This is a genomic window from Telmatospirillum siberiense, from assembly GCF_002845745.1.
Taxonomy (GTDB): domain Bacteria; phylum Pseudomonadota; class Alphaproteobacteria; order Rhodospirillales; family Magnetospirillaceae; genus Telmatospirillum; species Telmatospirillum siberiense.
This window is the reverse complement of record NZ_PIUM01000019.1, coordinates 38897-57802: the sequence shown is the minus strand read 5'-3', so window position 1 is coordinate 57802 and position 18906 is coordinate 38897. Positions and strand designations below refer to the sequence as shown.

Genomic DNA, 18906 nt, shown 5'->3' with positions numbered 1-18906 from the left:
AGCCTGTCGTTTCGTCAGTTCGTTCCGGCCTGTGCCGAGCCGCTGTCCGGGGCGGCTTCCTTCGGATCGACGAGGGCATTGGGCCTGACATGCTGCACGCCGTCGACGATGACGCGGTCGCCGGCCTGCACGCCTTTCAGGGCGACGCGCTCCGAGGCGATCTGTTTGCCGAGTTCGACCTCGCGGTAGGCGACCTTGTTGTCGCCCTCGACCACATAGACGAATTTCTTGCTCTGATCGAACCCCAGCGCGCGGGCCGGGATCAGCAGCTCGCTGCTTTCCCCGCCATTGGCCAGCTTGACCGAGACGAACATGCCGGGAACCAGCGCTCCGTCCGCATTATCGAATTTGGCCCGCGCCCGGATGGTGCCGCTGGCCGGATCGAGCCGATTGTCGAAACTGTCGATGGTGCCCTGGTAGAGATGTCCCTTGTCCCCCTGCACGGAGAGCTGCACGGGGATGCGTCGTTCCTGATCGCGGCCGCTGGCATAGTCCCGGACGCTTTGCATGTAGGTCTGCTCGTCGACGTCGAAATCGGCGTAGATGCTCTGGTTGCCGACGACCGTGGTCAGCAGGGGCGCGCCCGGACCGGCCTGGACGAGGTTGCCCAGGGTGATTTCGGCCCGGCTGGCCCGGCCGGCGATCGGCGCGCGGACATAGGCATGTTCGAGATCGAGGGAGGCCTGCTTGAGAGTGGCCTCGGCGGCCTGAACGTCGGCATTGGCGACGCGGGCGGCGTTCGCCCGCTCGTCATAGACCCGCTGAGCGATGGCCTGGGTTTCCTGAAGACCGTGGGCGCGGTCCAGTTCCAGCTTGGCGAAGGCGGCGTTGGTCCTGGCCGAAGCCAGGTTGGCTTCGGCCTTGGCCACGGCGGCCTCGTAGGGCCGGGGGTCGATGATGAACAGGACATCGCCGGCCTTGACGTTCTGGCCGTCCTCGAATTTCAAGGCGATGATGCGTCCGCCGACTTCCGGGCGAATTTCGGCGGAATCGACGGCGTGCAACCGACCCGAGAATTCGGACCAGGCACGGATTTTCTGTTCGGCCAGGGTCCGGACCACCACGGGAACGGCGGGGGAGCCCGCCGCCGTTCCGGGGCTGGCGCCGGTGCTTTGCGCCGAATAAACGCCGACGCCGATGACCGCGGCGACGATCGCGCTGGTCAGCAACAGGCGGCTACGAAAATAGATCCTTGTCTTCATGTGATATTCCTGTCGATCTGCGGCGGGATGTCCCGGCGACGCGGGTCATGATTTCCCGAAATATCGGACTTGATTTCAAATCGACAAGTACCTACCTTTTTGTAAGTGAAAAGAGCGTGGGTCGACGGCCAGGAAAACACCATGAAGAGAAAAACCTATAGTTGTGGTCTTGAGGCGGCTCTCGACGTCGTCGGCGGTAAATGGAAAGTGCTGATTCTTTGGGCCTTGCATGACGAGCGGCGCCGGTTTGGCGATCTGCGGCGGACGGTTTCGGGAATCAGCGAGAAAATGCTGATTCAAAACCTCAAGGAGATGGAGGCCGACGGCATCGTCATTCGCCATGATTTCAGGGAAATCCCGCCCCGGGTCGAATATGCCCTGACGTCCTTCGGCATTTCGCTGTCGGCGGCGCTCTCTCCCTTGTGCGAATGGGGGCAGTTGCACATGGCCCGGATCGGCGCGGTAAAGGAGGAAGAAGAAGAGGCTCGAGGTCGAATCGAGGCCTGACGAAGCATCAAGCCAATTTTATTATGTTTCTGTCGTCATAAAAAAGATGAATGTTTTTGCATATATCAATATATCAATCTAAAATAAGACGAATTCATATATAAATATCGACCGATTATCAGTCTATCGCTATCATCCGGTGCTTAACAGCGATATGAGCCCACCGGTATGACCGAACGGATGGCGAAAGCCTGGGATAATTCGGTGTGCGATGGCCTCTACCGTATAGGCGTCGGCATCGTCATTACTTTGACGGCTTTTGGGCTACAGGCGGCTTTTTGGGCCGATCTTTCGCCTTACGTTTGGCTGCCCCTCTATCCGGCGATTTTTTTCAGTTCGCGATTCGGCGGCTTCCTGGGCGGCATGACCTCGACCACGCTGGCCACGCTGCTCGGATGGTATTTTTTCGTGCCGGTGCGATTTTCCTTCGCTCTGGCCTCTCCCTCCGGACTGGTTTCGATCCTTCTGTTCTTCATCATGGGCGTGCTGCTCAGCCTGACCCATGAGCAATTGCGGCGTGCCAATCGCCGGACGGCCGACGAAAAAACCTCCCGCCAGACCCATGAGCGGACGCATCTCTTCATCGAGCAGGCGCCGCATTGCATCGCCCTGCTTGACCGCGATCTCCGCTATCTCGCGGTCAGCCGGCGCTGGCGTCTCGAATTGGGCCGCGGCTGCGACGACCTCGTCGGCCGCCGGCATTATGATGTGCATCCCGACATCCCGGAGGACTGGAAGCGGGGGCACCGCGCCGCCCTGGCGGGCGAGAGCCTGTCCAAGGACGAGGCGCGGTGGGTTCAGGCGGATGGTACGGAGCATGTCTACAGATGGGTGAGCTGTCCTTGGACCGAACAGAACGGGACGGTCGGCGGAATCATCTTGTCGGTCGAGGATATCACCGCCGATGACCGAGCCGAAAAAGAGGCGCGTTTGACCGCCACCATGTTCGACCACAGTATCGAAGGCATCACCATTACCGATGCCGAGGGTACCATCCTGGCGGTCAATCCGGCCTTTACCGCGATCACCGGCTATTCCGCCGAGGAACTGATCGGGAAAAATCCCCGCCTTCTGAAATCCGACCGGCACGACACCGCCTTTTACACACAGATGTTCAAAACGATCCTGAGCGAGGGCTATTGGCGGGGCGAGATCTGGAACCGGCGGAAAAGCGGCGCCATCTATCCGGAATGGATGACCATCAGCGTGGTGCGCGACGCCAAAGGCGATGTGGTCAATTACATCGGCACCTTCATCGACATTTCCCGCGCCAAGGAATCCGAGGAGCAGCTTTTCCATCTCGCCCACCACGATCCGCTGACCGGATTGCCAAACCGCCTCCTGCTGCTGTCACGGGTTCATCACGCCATGGCCTGCGCCGACCGCGATGGAGGCAAGGGCGCGCTGCTGTTTCTCGACCTCGACCATTTCAAGAACGTCAACGACAGCCTTGGCCATGCGGCGGGCGACGAGCTTCTGCAGGCGGTGGCCCAGCGCTATTCCAACCGCTTGCGCGAGGCCGATACCCTTTGCCGGATGGGTGGCGACGAGTTCATCGTTCTGTTGGAAAATCTTCGGGAGGCGGACCGCGCGGCCGATGTCGCCCGGTCCCTGATCGAGGAATTGAAGGTGCCTTTCCGGCTTTCCAGCGGCCGCGACGTCTTCATCGGCACCAGCGTCGGCATCAGCATCTTTCCCGACGACGGCAAGGATGCCGGCAAGGTTCTGAGCTGTGCCGACGCCGCGATGTATCAGGCCAAGAAGGGAGGCAGGAACACCTATCGCTTTTATACCGAATCCCTGACCGAGGTGGCCAATCAGCGGGTGGCGATGGAAGTCGCCCTGCGCCAGGGACTGGAGCGGGGGGAATTCCTGCTGCATTACCAGCCCCTGATCGACATGAGCAGCATGCGGCCGGTGGGGGTCGAGGCCTTGCTGCGCTGGCAGCGTCCCGGAGCGGGTCTGGTTCCCCCCGGTCAGTTCATCCCGTTGGCCGAGGAAACCGGCCTGATTCTTCCCTTGGGAGAGTTCGTCCTCGGCGCCGCCTGTTCGCAAATGAAGCGCTGGCTGGAGGCCGGGGCGGATATCGAGACGGTGGCGGTCAATCTGTCGGCCCACCAATTCCACCAGGCCGACATCGCCCAAAGGGTCGCCGCGATCCTGGAGGAAACGGGGTTGCCGCCCGGTTATCTCGAACTGGAAATCACCGAAAGCGCGCTGATGGATTTCGGCGAGGAGGCGGAAACCAGGCTGAGGGCCCTGAAAGATCTGGGCTTGCGCCTGGCCATCGACGATTTCGGCACCGGCTATTCCTCGCTCGCCTATCTGAAACGGTTCCCCATCGACAAGATCAAGGTCGATCAGAGTTTCGTCCGCGACATTCCCCACGATACCGCCGACATGGAAATTGTCGCGACGGTGGTGGCGATGGCCAAGAATCTGAATTTACAGGTTCTCGCCGAGGGCGTGGAGACGGAAGCGCAATTGGCCTATTTGCGGCATTTGAAATGCGATGCCGCGCAGGGCTATCTGTTCAGCCGTCCGGTGCCGCCCCTGGAATTTCCGCCGCTCTGGAATGCGGTCTTAGGGTTTGGGGTGGTTTAAATCCGAACCGACGCCCGGCCGCAAAGCCTGGTTGAGCAGTCGCTCCAGTTCCTTGAGGATGACTTCGTGATCGAAGAGCGGGTTCACCGCGCTTTGCACGGTGATGCCGTCGAAGATCAGCATCATCATGGTGCAGGCCACTTCGATCCGTGCGTCCGGGGCAATCACCCCCCGCTTGCGACCTGTTTCCAGGGCTTCGATGAAACTTCGGCGGATCGACGTCTCGCAGTCGTCCATGATGGCCGAGATCGCCGGATTGCGCGACGCCTCGGCCAGGATTTCCAGGGTCAAGGCCGGTTCGCTCAGTTTGTTGCGGTCGACGATGCAGTCCTTGGCCCCGTCGACGAGCATCTGGACGATGTCGTCGGCCTCCTTGAGGGATTCCATGAAGGTCATCCCCTCCTGGAGATCGCGCTTGATGATGGCCTCGACGATGGCTTCCTTGTTCTTGAAATAATGATAGATGTGGCCGGTGCTCATGCCGGCCAGAGCGGAAATCTCCGACATGCTGGCGCCCCGGAAACCGTTGCGGCGAAAGCAGATCGCCGCGGCGTCCAAGACCTGCTGGCGCCTCGATTCGCCGCGCGCCTCCCGGACGGGCGGCGCCTTTATGTCAGTCGCGTGTTTCGGTGTCTGATCCATTAAGGGCCTTGACAGGTCACATCGTTTCCGTGTTTTAGATTGAACGTTCGAACTAAGTCAATCCCCTCTCGCGACCGCCGAACGGGCGCGGTGCTTTCGAACGGGGCGTTTGGAAGGAATGAGCGTGACGTTTCACAAGATCTCCGGCGTTCCGGCGACCATGGCCGCCCTGCTGTTTCTGGCCGGCTGCGCCGTGGGTCCGGACTTTCAGGCGCCGCCGCCCCCCGATGTCACCGGCTTCACCCCCGAGCCGCTGACCAAGCCCACGGGGGCCGCCGACACCGTGGGCGGTGCCGCTCAATATTTCAATGCCGGCCAGGATATTCCCGGCCAATGGTGGGCGTTGTTCCACGCCCCGGCGCTGGACCGCCTGGTCACTCAGGCGCTGGCCGCCAATCCCGATATCAAGGCGGCTCAGGCGGCGCTCCGTCAGGCCCGCGAATTGGCGCTGGCCCAGGGCGGCGCCTATTATCCGTCGGTCGATGCGAGCTTTTCGACGTCGCGTCAGCGGACATCGGGGGCGCAACAGGGGCAGTCCGGAACCTCCTCGATCTATAGCGTGGCCACCAGTTCCTTAAGCGTCTCCTATGATCTCGACGTGTTCGGGGCGACCCAGCGCAGCGTTGAATCGGCAGAGGCGGAGGCTGAATATCAGCGCTTCCAGCTTGAGGCGACGGCGCTCACATTGTCCTCCAACGTGGTGAACGCCGCCTTGCAGGATGCCTCGCTGCGCGGCCAGATCGAAGCGACGCGCGAGATTATCGAGGCGCAAAGCGAGCAGCTCGACGTGGTACGCCGGCAATTCACCCTGGGCGGCGTCTCGCAAGCCGACGTGCTGGCCCAGGAATCGACCCTGGCGCAGACCCGCGCGACCCTGCCGCCTCTCGAAAAGCAACTGGCGTTGCAGCGCAATCTGTTGACCGCCCTTGCAGGGCGGTTCCCCAGCCAGGAAGTGGCCGAGACTTTTTCCCTGGCGAGCATCGACCTGCCGCAGGATCTGCCGGTCAGCCTGCCGTCCCAACTGGTGCGCAACCGTCCCGACGTGCAGGCGGCCGAGGCCACCTTGCATCAGGCCAACGCGCAATTGGGCGTGGCGATCGCCAATCAATTTCCGAAGTTCACCCTGAGCGCCGGCTGGGGCAGCGCCGCCGACGGCGTCGATGGCCTGTTCGGCTCGGCCGCCTCGGGATTGTGGAGCCTCTCTGCCGGCATAACCCAGCCGATTTTCCACGGCGGCACGCTCGAACATCAGCGTCGCGCCGCCGAGGCGGGTCTCGACAAGAGCGCCGCTCAATATCAAAGCACGGTCCTGTCCGCCTTCCGCGACGTCGCTGACGCCCTGCGCGCCTTACAGGCCGACGCCGAGACGCTGAAGGCTCAATTGGCCGCCGAGCGGTCGGCGGGGGCCAGCCTGGAGCTGTCGCGCCGTCAGTTCGCCGCCGGCGCCATCAGCTATCTGACGCTGCTCAATGCCGAGCGGACCTACCAGCAAAGCCGCATCTCTCTCGTCCTGGCCCAGGCCGCCCGTTACACGGACACGGTCGCGTTGTTTCAGGCTCTTGGCGGCGGCTGGTGGAACCGGACGGACGATACGGCGAACGACACCCTTCGCAAATAACCCGCGTCCGCCAAGGCGCGGACCCTATTCTTCGTGTGGAGACGAACCCGATGGTCAAACGCATGATCCTCATGCTGGTCCTGGTTGGCCTGGTATTCGGCGGTATTTTCGGTTTTGAGGCGTTCCGGGGCATCATGATCCAGAAGTTCATGGCCTCGATGGGCGGACAACCGCAGACCGTCGCGACCACCAAGGCCGAGGTGCAGGAATGGCAGCCTCACCTTGAGGCTATCGGCAGCCTGCGGGCCGTCAAGGGAGCCGACCTTTCCCTGGAGACATCCGGCGTTGTCGATGTGATCACCTTCAATTCGGGTGACGACGTGCCCGCCGGGGCGGTTCTGCTGCGTCTGCGCGACGCCGACGACGTGGCCAAGCTGCAATCGTTGGAAGCCACCGCCGAACTTGCCCAGATCACCTATCGGCGCGACGAGCAGCAACTCCAGGCCCATGCCATCAGCCAGGCGACCCTCGATTCCGACGCCGCCGCCTTGAAGAGCGCCAGGGCGCAAGTGGCGGAACAGCGGGCGGTCGTCGACAAAAAGGTCCTCAAGGCGCCTTTCGCCGGCCACCTGGGCATTCGCTCGGTGGATCTCGGCCAGTATCTGACGGCCGGCACCGCCATTGTCACGCTCCAGGCGCTCGACCCGATCTTCGTCGACTTCACCATGCCGCAGCAGGCGCTGGCCCAGCTTTCCGTCGGGCTGCCGGTTTCCGTCGCCATCGACACCTATCCCGACAAGCGCTTCACCGGCAAGATCGCGGCGATCAACCCCAAGGTCGACACCGCCAGCCGCAATGTCCAGATCCGGGCCACCCTGGCCAATCCCGCCCATAAACTGCTGCCCGGCATGTTCGCCAAGGTGACGATCGATACCGGAGCGCCGGAGCGCTACGTCACCCTGCCGCAGACGGCGATTACCTTCAGCCCCTATGGCGACACCGCCTATCTTGTGGAGAACAAGGGCCAGGACGAGAAGGGCCAGCCGCAGTTGATCGCCCATCAGACCTTCATCACCACGGGGGCCAAACGCGGCGATCAGGTGGCGGTGGCCAAGGGAATCAAGGAAGGCGATACGGTCGTCGTCGCCGGCCAGATCAAATTGCGCAACGGCAGTCCGCTGTTGATCGACAATTCGGTGCGGCCGGCCAATGAGGCCAATCCGGTACCGGTGGATAAGTAAGGCGGAGCGCTAAACGATGAAATTCACCGATCTTTTCGTCCGCCGACCGGTGCTGGCCACGGTGGTCAGCCTGATGATCCTGGTGCTGGGCCTCAGGGCCGGCTTCTCTCTGCCGGTCCTGCAATATCCGCGCACCCAGAACGCCGTGGTCACGGTGACCACGACCTATTACGGCGCGGCGCCGGACGTGGTCGCCGGTTTCATCACGACACCGCTTGAAAACGCCATCGCCCAGGCCAACGGCATCGACTATATGACGTCGACCAGCCAGACATCCGTGTCGACCATCACCGCCAATCTGCGGCTTAACTACGACTCCGACAAGGCGCTGACCGAGATCAACACCAAGGTCAATTCGGTGTTGAACCAGCTTCCGTCCGGCTCGCAGCAGCCGGTGTTGACCGTGCAGGTCGGGCAAACCATCGACGCCATGTATCTGGGTTTCAATTCCGACGTCCTGCCCTCCAACCAGATCACCGATTATCTCGTCCGCGTCGTGCAGCCGAAGCTGCAGGCGGTCGAAGGCGTGCAGACCGCGGAGATCCTGGGAGCCCAGAATTTCGCGCTGCGCGCCTGGCTCGATCCGGACAAATTGGCGGCCTACGGGCTTACCGGCAGCGACGTGACCGCGGCGCTGGCCGCCAACGATTACATATCGGGACTCGGCAATACCAAGGGCCAGATGGTCCAGGTCAATCTGACCGCCTCGACCAGCATTCATTCGGTGGAGGAGTTCCGCAACCTCGTCTTGAAACAAGTCAATGGCGCCAATATCCGTCTGGGCGATGTGGCCAATGTCACCCTGGGCGCCGACAGCTATGAAACCGAGGTCGGGTTCGACGGCAAGAAGGCCGTCTACATCGGTATCCAGGTGGCGCCGGCGGCCAACCTGCTGGATGTGATCAAGGGGGTCCGCAAGATCTTCCCGGACATCCAGGCGCAGTTCCCGCAAGGCCTGGAAGGCAAGGTCGTCTACGATTCGACCGAATTCGTCAACAGCGCCATCAACGAGGTGATTCATACCCTGGTCGAGGCTCTGCTGATCGTCACCTTCGTCGTCTTCGCCTTCCTGGGCTCGCCCCGCTCGGTGCTGATTCCGGTGGTGGCCATTCCGCTGTCGCTGGTCGGCACCTTCACCATGATGCTGATGTTCGGCTTCTCGATCAATCTGCTGACCCTTCTGGCGTTGGTGCTGGCCATCGGATTGGTGGTCGACGACGCCATCATCGTCGTCGAAAACGTTAACCGTCATCTCGAGGAGGGCGCCAAGCCGGTGCATGCCGCCATGATGGCGGCGCGTGAACTGGCCGGGCCGATCATCGCGATGACCGTCGTTCTGGTCGCCGTCTATGTTCCGATCGGTTTCCAGAAGGGATTGACCGGCGCTCTCTTCACCGAATTCGCATTCACCCTGGTGGGAGCGGTGACTGTTTCGGCCATCGTGGCGCTGACCTTGTCGCCGATGATGTGCTCGCTCTTCCTGAAGCCGCACAGCAAGGATCGCAGCGGCCTGGAAGCCCATGTCGTGGACTTCATCGACCGGACCTTCGAGCGGGTATCGCGCCGTTACAATCGTCTGCTGCACGGCAGCCTGAACTATCGTCCGGTGACCATGGTCTTCGCGTTGATCATTCTCTCCAGCATTTATTTCCTCTATGCGGGGGCCAAAAGCGAGCTGGCCCCGCAGGAGGACGAGGGCGTCGTCATCACCATGTCGACGTCGGCACCCAACTCCACCTTGCAGCAACGGCAGCTCTATTCCCGCCAATTGTTCGATATTTTCGCCTCCTATCCCGAGGAGGATCACGTCTTCCAGATCGACGCGCCTGGCCAGTCCATCGCCGGTCTGGTCTTCAAGCCCTGGGACCAGCGTGAACGGACCAGCAATCAGTTGCAGCCGATCTTACAGCAGCGGCTGAACGGGATCGCCGGGGCGAAGGTGGTGGCCTTCCAGCCGCCGCCGCTGCCGGGCAGCAACGGTCTGCCGGTTCAGTTCGTCATCAGCACCACCCAGCCCTACGGACAGCTTTACGGCATCGCGCAAAAATTCCTGCAGGAGGCGGTGACGAGCGGCCGCTTCATCTTCCTCGATTCCGATCTGAAGATCGACCAGCCGCAGGCGACGGTCGATATCGACCGCGACAAGGCGGCGCAGCTCGGTCTCAAGATGAGCGACGTCGGTGGCGCCATGGCGGCCATGCTGGGGGGGGGATACGTCAATTACTTCAGCCTGGATGGGCGGTCCTACAAAGTCATTCCCCAGGTTCAGCAGCGTTTTCGGCTGAACACCGATCAATTGCTCGACTATTACATCCGGACGAGCGATGGATCCTCGGTGCCGCTTTCCACCGTGGCGAAGATCACCACCAGCACGGTTCCGCAATCGCTCAACCATTTCCAGCAGTTGAACAGCGCGGTGATTTCCGGTGTCGCGGTGCCGGGCGTGGCGATGAGCGACGCGCTGGAGTATCTGCAGGGATTGGCGGCCAAGGAGTTACCGCAGGGTTATTCCATCGATTACGGCGGGACGTCGCGCCAGTTCATCCAGGAATCGAGCGGCTTCGCCACCACCTTCGGCTTCGCCCTGATCATCATCTTCCTGGCTCTCGCGGCCCAGTTCGAAAGTTTCCGCGACCCGCTGATCATTCTGGTCTCGGTGCCCATGTCTATTGCCGGGGCCTTGATCTTCATCAGTTTGGGCGTGGGTGGGGCCAGCCTCAATATCTATACCCAGGTCGGACTGGTGACCTTGATGGGCCTGATCAGCAAGCACGGCATCCTGATCGTCGAGTTCGCCAACGAACAGCAGCGCCAGGGCAAAAGCAAACGCGAAGCCATCGAGACCGCCGCGGCGATCCGCTTGCGGCCGATCCTGATGACCACCGCCGCCATGGTCCTGGGCGTTTATCCGATGCTGGTGGCCGCCGGCGCCGGCGCCGTCTCCCGCTTCAACATGGGTTTGGTGATCGCCACCGGATTGCTCATCGGTACGGCGTTCACCCTGTTCGTCGTCCCGGCCGTCTATATGCTGATTGCCGCCGATCACGCGGCGGACGAACCCCTTGAAGAGGGGGCTGCTCCCGATTCTCCGACACTTTCGGCCTGAAAGACCTAAAAAAAGACCCTCGACTTTATCGAGGGTCTGAGTCTTTGGGGGGATATAGGGGAGATAAAATCAGGAATACGTTCAAGCCCAAGTTGAATTAAACTTATACTATATCGACAAATCAGGTGGAAGCAAATTTATGTGAATGAATTGATTCAATTCGCGTCCAGACACCGCTTATTGTTAAAGGATCATTTACATAGCGCCCGGGAATTCATGACGAATTATATATGACCATACCCCGGAATGTGGGAGTACAGGTCATAGGGCCGTCATTGCCGCCAAAAGAGCGGATCGGACAACCCGTCCTCAAACGAAAAGAGGGCGGGTAAAAGCCCTTTTCCCTTCCGAGGGGGAGGAGTTGGGATGAGGAGGGGATCCCCGCCGGCAGGAGGAGGAGAATGCTTGGCGGTCGAGCCCTTCCTCAGGATCATCCTCGTCATTCCCGCTTTCGCGGAAATGACGAAGTGATGCGGATTTAACGCTTTCTGTAAGCTTTGTGCGGCTTTCCCCCTCACACTTCCGCCAGCTAGCGGACGGGTGGCGGCGGAATGGGGACGACGGGCGCGGGCGCGGGCGCGGGTGAGGGGACGGGCGCTGGGGCCGTGGTTGCCGGCACCATCTGCCACCCCGTCAGACATTGTGGCACGGCCGGGTAATAGCCGGACGGATTGGGGCAGTAATAGTAATAACCGGCGGGGACCTGCGGCGGCGGCGTCACCACCACGGTCGGCGGTTGCGGGAAGGGATAAACGGGCGCCGTATAGAAGAACCACGCGCCATCGATGATCCACCACCAGCCGAAACGCCCCTCGTGCCAGCCGTTGACCCAGCCGCCGCGGCGCCAGCGTTCCCAGTCATATCCACGAGGATGCTCGGGACGCCAATGGTCCCGATAATCCGGTCCATGATCCGGCCCGCGGTCCGGTCCGTGCCAGCGTTCCTGGGCAAGGCCGGGTTGGGCGGCCGTCATGGCGAGCAGGGCGGCGGAGAGAATTGTAAAAGTCAGTTTACGCATAGCCAGGGGCTCATCGACGATTCCTAAGGAAGCGCCATTCCTCCCGGAATGGCGCCGTCCCAGAAAATTCGGCTTAATCCGATCCAAGTCAAGATGACATTGGAGCCGGACTCCCAAGATTCCATATGACGCCTGCGCTCCGCTACGGCGGGCTTAAGGGCCCGTTGATTCGATAATTTATCAACGGGCCCTTGGTCACTTCTGTCCGTGTTCCATCGTCATGGGGCCATCCATCGGCCCGCCCATCGGCTCTCCGTGCCCGCCCATCGGTCCATGATGACCGCCATGGGGAAGAAACTCCCGATCGAAGAGGGATTTCTGCTCCGCCGAAAGCGTATCGTAAAAGCCTTCCAGAGCCGGCCGTGTCGCCTGCAAGCCCTGCAACTGGAGGCTCAGAATCTTCTCAAGGCGCGCTTCGCGCTCGGGCAAGCCCGGCTTGGCGTCGGCCTTCGGCGTCGCCTCCAGACAGGAAGACCGTTCCTTGGCGCCCTGTTCGAGAACCGCCTGGCGCCATTTGTCGAAGGCCGGGGCCTGTTGGTCGGATAGCTCGAGTCTGGCCTGCAGATAACCGAGATGCTCAGCCATCCGGGCAAAATGTTCGGTGCACATTTCCTTGTGCCAGGCGGCGAAGTCGCCATGGTGCCGGTCCGCGCCGCCGGCCGGAGCGGGACCTTCCGGCGCGTTCGGCGGTGCCGCCAAGGCCGCCGAACTCCAGGCCAGCGGGAGGAGTGTGCAAAGCACCAAGCTGATTTTTCCCATGAAATACCTCGATGTTTGGATCGAACAGCAACGCTACACCCGCTCTATTTCATTGCTGTGACTGTAGGCGAGGCGATTCGTTACACCGTGTTTCAACCTTCGGATCTCAAGACGGCGATCAATAGATCAGGATGTTGCGGATCAGCACATCACCGGTCCAAGGGCGGCCGATCGTGTGTTCGGCGGCGGCGTGGATAACCTCCTTGGCGATCTGGTCGCCGTCCCGTGCCGACTGCAAGGCTTCGAAGCCGCGGGTTCCCGGAAAGGCGTCCTTGCTTCGTCTGACGATGGCCGTCTTCTTGTCGTCCATGTCGTGGGCGGTGGCGACATCCTTGGGCGCCAGCCAGGCGTTGATGCGGATGTGGTGCCAGCCTCCATCCTCCTTGCGGATGGCGATGACGATGATCGGCAGTTCGATGATATTGGGGGCCAGCTTCGCGGGTGGCGGCGGTGGTGGCGCCGGCGAGGCATTGGTGCCGCCCAGCCGAATATCCTTGGCGTCCGCCGGATGGAAAGACAAAACTATGATCACGGCGAGAGCCAGAACATGCAATAACGCCTGTCCGGGCATTGTAAGACTTGAATCCGTTCTCCGATGTCTCTTCACGGGGCAGCCTTAATTTTTGAATAAAAATCGTTACAATTGTAACGCTGCTTTTCCAGCGGACAATGTCAGGCGATTCGGCGTATTTTACTTGAACGCTCGGCGTCACGCAAACGCCGCTATAAACCACGAGTCGAGGATCATACGATGTTTTGGCGATCGGTCTTTACCGTAGCGATAGTCGTTTTACTGACGGGCACCGGACAGCTCCATGCCGAAGGCAAGGAAAAGGAGGCCGCCGGCACCGGCGGCAGCCGCGAAATCCAGGCGAAGCTCGGGCCCGCCTATGTCGCGGTGCCCCGCCTGCATGTGGCCGTGCAAGTCGACCAGAACCGGGAATATCGCTCTTTGGATTTGGAAGTCTGGCTGTTCCAGGCCGATCCGGAAAAACATCAGATCCTCAACAGCAAAAAGAAACAGATCGCCGCGCAGATGAAAGAGGATTTCGCCGCCTTTAACTGGGAGGCGTTCGAAAATTCCGCCGAGGGGCCGCGCGTCGCCAAGCGCATGACCGCCGCCAGTGTGGAAAAAGCCAGCGGCGTCACGGTCGAAGACGTCATGATCAAAACGCTCATCTTGAAATAGCCCGTCCGGGGACCGCGCGCATCACTGGTTCGATATCGTAATAAAACAGCCGGAAGCCGTCCGGCCGACCTTGCATTTTCATTTGGAAACGCCAGCTTGAAAGCCGTCGGCAGCAATGGCGTCGCAAGCGCAAGCGAGGGGGGGAAGAGGGCATGGCTCAGCCGATCGATCATCTGAAGGATCGTCTCGTCGAACAGGTCGCCGCCTTGATCAGCGAACGGCTGGAACCGGCGGAACACCCCCTGGCGGAACGTCTTTTGCGCAGCAGCTACGCCAACGTGGCGCCGGAGGACGTTCTCGCCCGGGAGCCCGACGCCCTTTACGGGGCCGTCCTCTCGATGCTGGCTTTGGCCCGGCAGCGGTTGCCCGGACAGGCGAAACTGCGCGTTTTCCAGCCGCGCGCCGACGAGGGCGGCTGGGACAGCGAGCACACCGTCATCGAGGTGGTCAACGACGACATGCCGTTTCTGGTCGATTCGCTGACCGCCGCCGTGCAAAGAAGCGAACTGGCCGTTCATCTGGTGCTTCATCCCGTCCTGCCGATGGTTCGCGACGAGGCGGGACGCCTGCAAGACATTCCCGGCGATGCCGGCGCCGGGGCGCCGTTTGAAAGTCTGATGCATATCGAGATCGACCGGCTGACCGATCCCGCCCGGCTGCTGGCCTTGTCCGATCGTTTGGCCGCCGTGTTGGCCGATGTCCGGGCCGCCGTCGAGGACTGGCGGGCGATGCGCGAGCGGGTTGCAGCCATCCTGGCCGAACTCGCAGCCCCGGCGGAAAGCGGGCGGGCCCGGGAGATCGCCGAGGTCCGGGACTTTCTCGACTGGATTCACCACGACAATTTCACCTTTCTGGGATATCGCGATCTCCGCTTCGATCTGGACGCCGCCGCCGATGGGGCGATCGCCGTCGAACCGGGAAGCGGCCTCGGCATTCTGCGGGATCCCGATTTCCGCATTTTCGATACCGAGCGCGATCTGGCGACGATGACGGCCGAGGTCGTGGCCTTCCTGCGCCGGCCGGCCGTGCTTTTGTTGACCAAGGCGGATCGGGTCGCCGCCGTGCATCGTCCGGTGCCGATGGATATCGTCGGCATCAAACGCTTCGATGTCGAGGGGCGGGTGGTCGGCCTGCATGTGCTGGTCGGCCTTTTCACCCATTCGGCCTATGCCTTGTCGCCTTTGCAGATTCCCTTGCTGCGGGGCAAGGTGGGCCGCATCGCCGAACGGGCGGGCTTTCGCCCGAACAGCCATGACGGCAAGGCATTACAGGCGATCCTGGAGACCTATCCGCGCGACGAATTGTTGCAGGCCGGAGAGGCCGATCTCTATGACACGGCGATCGCCATCCTGCGCTTGCAGGAGCGCCAGCGGGTCGCGGTCTTCCTGCGCAGAGACGAGTTCGAACGCTTCGTCTCCATTCTGGTCTTCATTCCGCGCGACCGATACGACACCCGATTGCGCCTGAAGATCCAGCAGCTTTTCGAGGACGGCTGCGCCGGCCGGGTGACGGCCTGGTACACCCAGGTGGCCGAGGCGCCGCTGGCCCGGCTGCAGTTCTTCGTCAAGACGATGCCCGGACAGGCGCCCCTCATCGACCGGGCGGCCCTCGAGTCGCGGTTGGCCGATATCACCCGGTCGTGGACCGATCGCTTGCAGGAAGCGCTGATCGAAAGCCATGGCGAGGAACGGGGCCTGGCCCTGCACCGCCGCTGGGCGGCGAGTTTCCCGCTGGCCTATCGCGAGGACGTGGCGCCGCGCGCCGCCTGTCTCGACATCGCCCGCATCGAGGCGGCGCGGGACGGTTTCGCCCTGCATCTCTATCGTCCGGTCGAGGCTGCGGACAGCGCCTTGCGTTTCAAGATCTATCGCCAGGGTCAGCCGGTCGCCCTCTCCGACGTATTGCCCCTGTTCGAGCATATGGGATTCCGCGTCATCTCCGAGCAGCCGTACGAATTGCGCCGGCCGGCCGAGGAGCCTTTGTGGATCCATGATTTCACCATGGTTTCGCAGGATGGGCGGGCCGTCGAGATCGAGCGCCTGCGAGGCGGATTCGAGGATGCCTTCCGTGCCGTCTGGCTGGGGGCGGCGGAGGACGACGGCTTCAACCGCCTGGTGGTCAACGCCGGATTGACGTGGCGTCAGGTCATGGTGCTTCGCGCTTATGCGAAATATTTGCGCCAGGCCGGGTCGACATTCAGCCAGAGCTACGTCGAGCGCAGCGTGACGGGCAATCCGGCGGTGGCGGCGCTTCTCGTCGCCTTGTTCGAGGCTCGCTTCGATCCCGACGGGCCTTGCGGCGACGGCGATGTACCGGCCCGCATCCAGAGCGCCCTGGAGGCCGTCGCCAGCGCCGACGAGGACCGCATCCTGCGCCGTTTCCTCAATCTGATCGAGGCGACGCTGAGAACCAACTTCTTCCAGACCGCCTCGGACGGCACGCCGAAATCCTATCTGTCCTTCAAGCTGGACAGCCATCGGGTCGAAGGGTTGCCGCTTCCCCGTCCGATGGCGGAGATCTTCGTCTACGCGCCTTTCACCGAAGGCATTCACCTGCGCGCCGGCAAAGTGGCGCGCGGGGGAATCCGCTGGTCGGACCGGCCGGAGGATTTTCGTACCGAAACACTGGGATTGATGAAGGCCCAGACGATGAAGAATTCCGTCATCGTGCCGGTCGGCGCCAAAGGCGGCTTCGTCGTCAAGCGGCCGCCCCGGACCGGAGGCCGCGAGGCCTTCCAGGAGGAAGGCATCCGCTGCTATCGGACATTGATGCGGGGCCTGCTCGATCTGACCGACAATCTGGCGGGCGGACAAGTGGTGGTGCCGTCCCGCGTGGTTCGCCGGGATGGCGACGATCCCTATCTGGTGGTGGCGGCCGACAAGGGAACGGCGACATTCTCGGATATCGCCAACGAGATCTCGGCCGAGTACGGCTTCTGGCTGGGTGACGCCTTCGCTTCCGGCGGCAGCCAGGGCTACGATCATAAGGGTATGGCGATCACCGCCCGTGGCGCCTGGGAATCGGTCAAGCGCCATTTCCGCGAGATGGGTCGTGATATCCAGAAGAACGACATGACCGTGGTCGGCGTCGGCGACATGTCGGGCGACGTCTTCGGCAACGGCATGTTGCGCTCGCCCCATTTGAAGCTGGTCGCCGCCTTCGATCATCGACACATCTTCCTCGATCCCGATCCGGATCCCGAACTCTCCTTCGCCGAACGCCGCCGTCTTTTCGACCTGCCGCGCTCCAGTTGGTCCGATTACGACCGTGGCAGACTTTCGGCGGGCGGCGGCGTGTTTGCCCGCGATGCCAAATCGATCGCCCTGTCTCCCGAGGTCAGAAAACTTTTCGATATCGAAATGGAGTCCCTGCCGCCCAGCGACCTGATCACCCGCCTTCTCGCCGCGCCGGTCGATCTGTTGTGGTTCGGCGGTATCGGAACTTATGTGAAGGCGGGCTTCGAGACCCATGCCGCGGTCGGCGACCGGGCCAATGACGCGCTGCGCATCGATGCCCGCATGCTTCGCTGCAAGGTGATCGGCGAAGGCGGCAATCTGGCGATGACGCAGCATGGCCGGGTCGAGGCGGCGCTCGCCGGCATTCGTCTCAACACCGACGCCATCGACAATTCAGCCGGGGTCGATTGTTCGGATCACGAGGTCAATATCAAGATCCTGCTCGACGGCGCGGTGCGGGACGGCGATCTGACCGTCAAGCAAAGAAATGAGCTGCTTTCCTCGATGACCGACGAGGTGGGCCATCTGGTGCTGCGCGACAATTATCTGCAGACCCAGGCCTTATCCATTTTCCAGGTTCAGGCGCCGCAGATGCTCGATCAGCAGGACCGCTTCATGCGTCTGCTTGAACGCCAGGGCCGTCTCGACCGGCGCATCGAATTCCTGCCCGACGACGATGAGATCGCCCGTCGCGCCCTGGATGAAAAGGGACTGACCCGGCCGGAAATCAGCATTCTGCTGGCTTATGGAAAACTCTGGCTCTATGACGCGATCCTGGACTCCGATCTGCCCGACGATCCTTTGCTGTTGGACGAGCTGGTCCGCTATTTCCCCACCCTCGTGCGGGGCGAGAGCTGGCGCGCCCGGATGGACGGACATCGCCTGCGGCGCGAGATCGTCGCCACCGTCTCGGCCAACAGCATGGTCAACCGGGTGGGCGGCAGCTTCATTGCGCGCCTGATGGAACGGACGGGCACGCCGCCGGCCGACCTTGCCCGCGCCTATCTGATCGTCCGCGACGGTTTTTCGCTGCGTGACGTCTGGGAGGGGATCGAGGGCCTGGACACCCTGGTGCCGGCCGAGATCCAGACCGCCATGTTCATCGAGATCAATCGCCTGATCGAACGCGGCGTCGGCTGGGTTCTGGGGCATGCGCCCCGACCGCTCGATATCGGACGTTCGCGTGCCGAGCTGGAGCCCGGGATCGTCGCCCTCAGGGACTGCCTTGAGCGGATCCTACCGGCCGATACCCTGGCGGCGCTGACGGTGCGTGCCGCTGAATACCAGGCGTCGGGCGTACCTGAGGATTTGGCGCGACGGGTCGCCAGCCTGATCGTGCTTGCCTCGGCCAACGATATCGGACGTATCGCGGCGCGGGTTGGCCGGCCGGTGGAAACGGTCGGTCGGCTCTATTTCCTGATGACCGCCCGTTTCGGCATGGGATGGTTGCGCGCCGCCGCCGAACGGCTTCAGGCAAGCAGTCATTGGGAAAAGATGGCGGGGGAGGCGGTCATCGACGATCTTTACGTCCGCCAGGCCGAGCTGACCGCCAGCGTTGCCGCCATGGCGGGCGATCTCGATGCCGAGGCGGCGCTGGCCGCCTGGGCCGAAAGCCGCCGCGCGGCGGTGGAGCGGGCCGATCAGTTGCTTGTCGAACTGAAGGGCGCCACTAGGCTGGACCTGTCCACCCTGGTGGTGGCCAGCCATCAGTTTCAGGCCCTGATCGAGGGGTAACGGATCATCCGGCGGTAGCCAATCTGCGCCGCAGGCATTCGGCCGACAGCCGATGACAGGACGGGAAAATGCCAGTGGCACACTCCGCCATCTTGGTGTCTTGGTGCCTT

12 protein-coding genes are annotated in these 18906 nt (G+C 62.3%); 7 read left to right on the top strand and 5 right to left on the bottom strand.

Annotation, left to right across the window (positions count from 1 at the left end; all coding sequences use genetic code 11):
* Positions 1–14: 14 nt before the first annotated feature.
* A complete protein-coding gene (locus tag CWS72_RS15915) occupies positions 15–1202 on the bottom strand; it encodes an efflux RND transporter periplasmic adaptor subunit (protein ID WP_101251615.1) in 1188 nt (395 codons plus the stop codon).
* A 141-nt stretch (positions 1203–1343) separates the two neighbouring features.
* Between CWS72_RS15915 and CWS72_RS15910 the strand changes: the two genes are divergently transcribed.
* Together CWS72_RS15910 and CWS72_RS15905 are read left to right on the top strand one after the other, a co-directional pair.
* Positions 1344–1709: a winged helix-turn-helix transcriptional regulator gene (locus CWS72_RS15910; protein WP_101251663.1), complete on the top strand. Its 366-nt coding sequence runs from the start codon at positions 1344–1346 to the stop codon at positions 1707–1709.
* A gap of 168 nt (positions 1710–1877) precedes the next feature.
* Positions 1878–4313 carry an EAL domain-containing protein gene (locus tag CWS72_RS15905; RefSeq protein WP_101251614.1) on the top strand — a complete coding sequence of 812 codons (2436 nt, stop codon included), beginning with the start codon at positions 1878–1880 and terminating at the stop codon, positions 4311–4313.
* Here CWS72_RS15905 and CWS72_RS15900 read toward each other — a convergent pair.
* Entirely contained in the window at positions 4293–4955 is a 663-nt protein-coding gene (locus CWS72_RS15900) for a TetR/AcrR family transcriptional regulator (protein WP_101251613.1), read from the bottom strand. The genes CWS72_RS15905 and CWS72_RS15900 overlap by 21 nt on opposite strands.
* A gap of 124 nt (positions 4956–5079) precedes the next feature.
* On the opposite strand from CWS72_RS15900, the gene CWS72_RS15895 reads away from it, so the two are divergent.
* The 3 genes from CWS72_RS15895 to CWS72_RS15885 are packed head-to-tail and all read left to right on the top strand — an operon-like array spanning position 5080 to position 10860.
* Positions 5080–6573, top strand: a complete 1494-nt coding sequence (locus CWS72_RS15895; protein WP_241911755.1) for an efflux transporter outer membrane subunit — start codon at positions 5080–5082, stop codon at positions 6571–6573.
* A 50-nt stretch (positions 6574–6623) separates the two neighbouring features.
* Positions 6624–7754 (top strand): efflux RND transporter periplasmic adaptor subunit, encoded by a 1131-nt coding sequence (locus tag CWS72_RS15890; protein ID WP_101251611.1) that lies wholly within the window; start codon positions 6624–6626, stop codon positions 7752–7754.
* A 16-nt stretch (positions 7755–7770) separates the two neighbouring features.
* Positions 7771–10860 carry an efflux RND transporter permease subunit gene (locus tag CWS72_RS15885; RefSeq protein ID WP_101251610.1) on the top strand — a complete coding sequence of 1030 codons (3090 nt, stop codon included), beginning with the start codon at positions 7771–7773 and terminating at the stop codon, positions 10858–10860.
* 529 nt (positions 10861–11389) lie between these two features.
* On the opposite strand, the gene CWS72_RS15880 is transcribed toward CWS72_RS15885, so the two are convergent.
* The 3 genes from CWS72_RS15880 to CWS72_RS15870 all read right to left on the bottom strand — a co-directional run bounded on the left by CWS72_RS15880 (position 11390) and on the right by CWS72_RS15870 (position 13208).
* A complete protein-coding gene (locus CWS72_RS15880) occupies positions 11390–11878 on the bottom strand; it encodes a hypothetical protein (RefSeq protein ID WP_101251609.1) in 489 nt (162 codons plus the stop codon).
* Positions 11879–12073: 195 nt separating this feature from the next.
* Positions 12074–12637, bottom strand: coding sequence for a Spy/CpxP family protein refolding chaperone (locus CWS72_RS15875; protein ID WP_101251608.1), 564 nt, complete (start codon positions 12635–12637; stop codon positions 12074–12076).
* Positions 12638–12755: 118 nt separating this feature from the next.
* Positions 12756–13208, bottom strand: a complete 453-nt coding sequence (locus CWS72_RS15870) for a hypothetical protein (protein ID WP_101251607.1) — start codon at positions 13206–13208, stop codon at positions 12756–12758.
* Positions 13209–13388: 180 nt separating this feature from the next.
* Here CWS72_RS15870 and CWS72_RS15865 point away from each other — a divergent pair, with 180 nt between their 5' ends.
* Positions 13389–13826, top strand: a complete 438-nt coding sequence (locus CWS72_RS15865; RefSeq protein WP_101251606.1) for a hypothetical protein — start codon at positions 13389–13391, stop codon at positions 13824–13826.
* A gap of 152 nt (positions 13827–13978) precedes the next feature.
* Positions 13979–18796: an NAD-glutamate dehydrogenase gene (locus CWS72_RS15860; RefSeq protein ID WP_101251605.1), complete on the top strand. Its 4818-nt coding sequence runs from the start codon at positions 13979–13981 to the stop codon at positions 18794–18796.
* Positions 18797–18906: the final 110 nt, after the last annotated feature.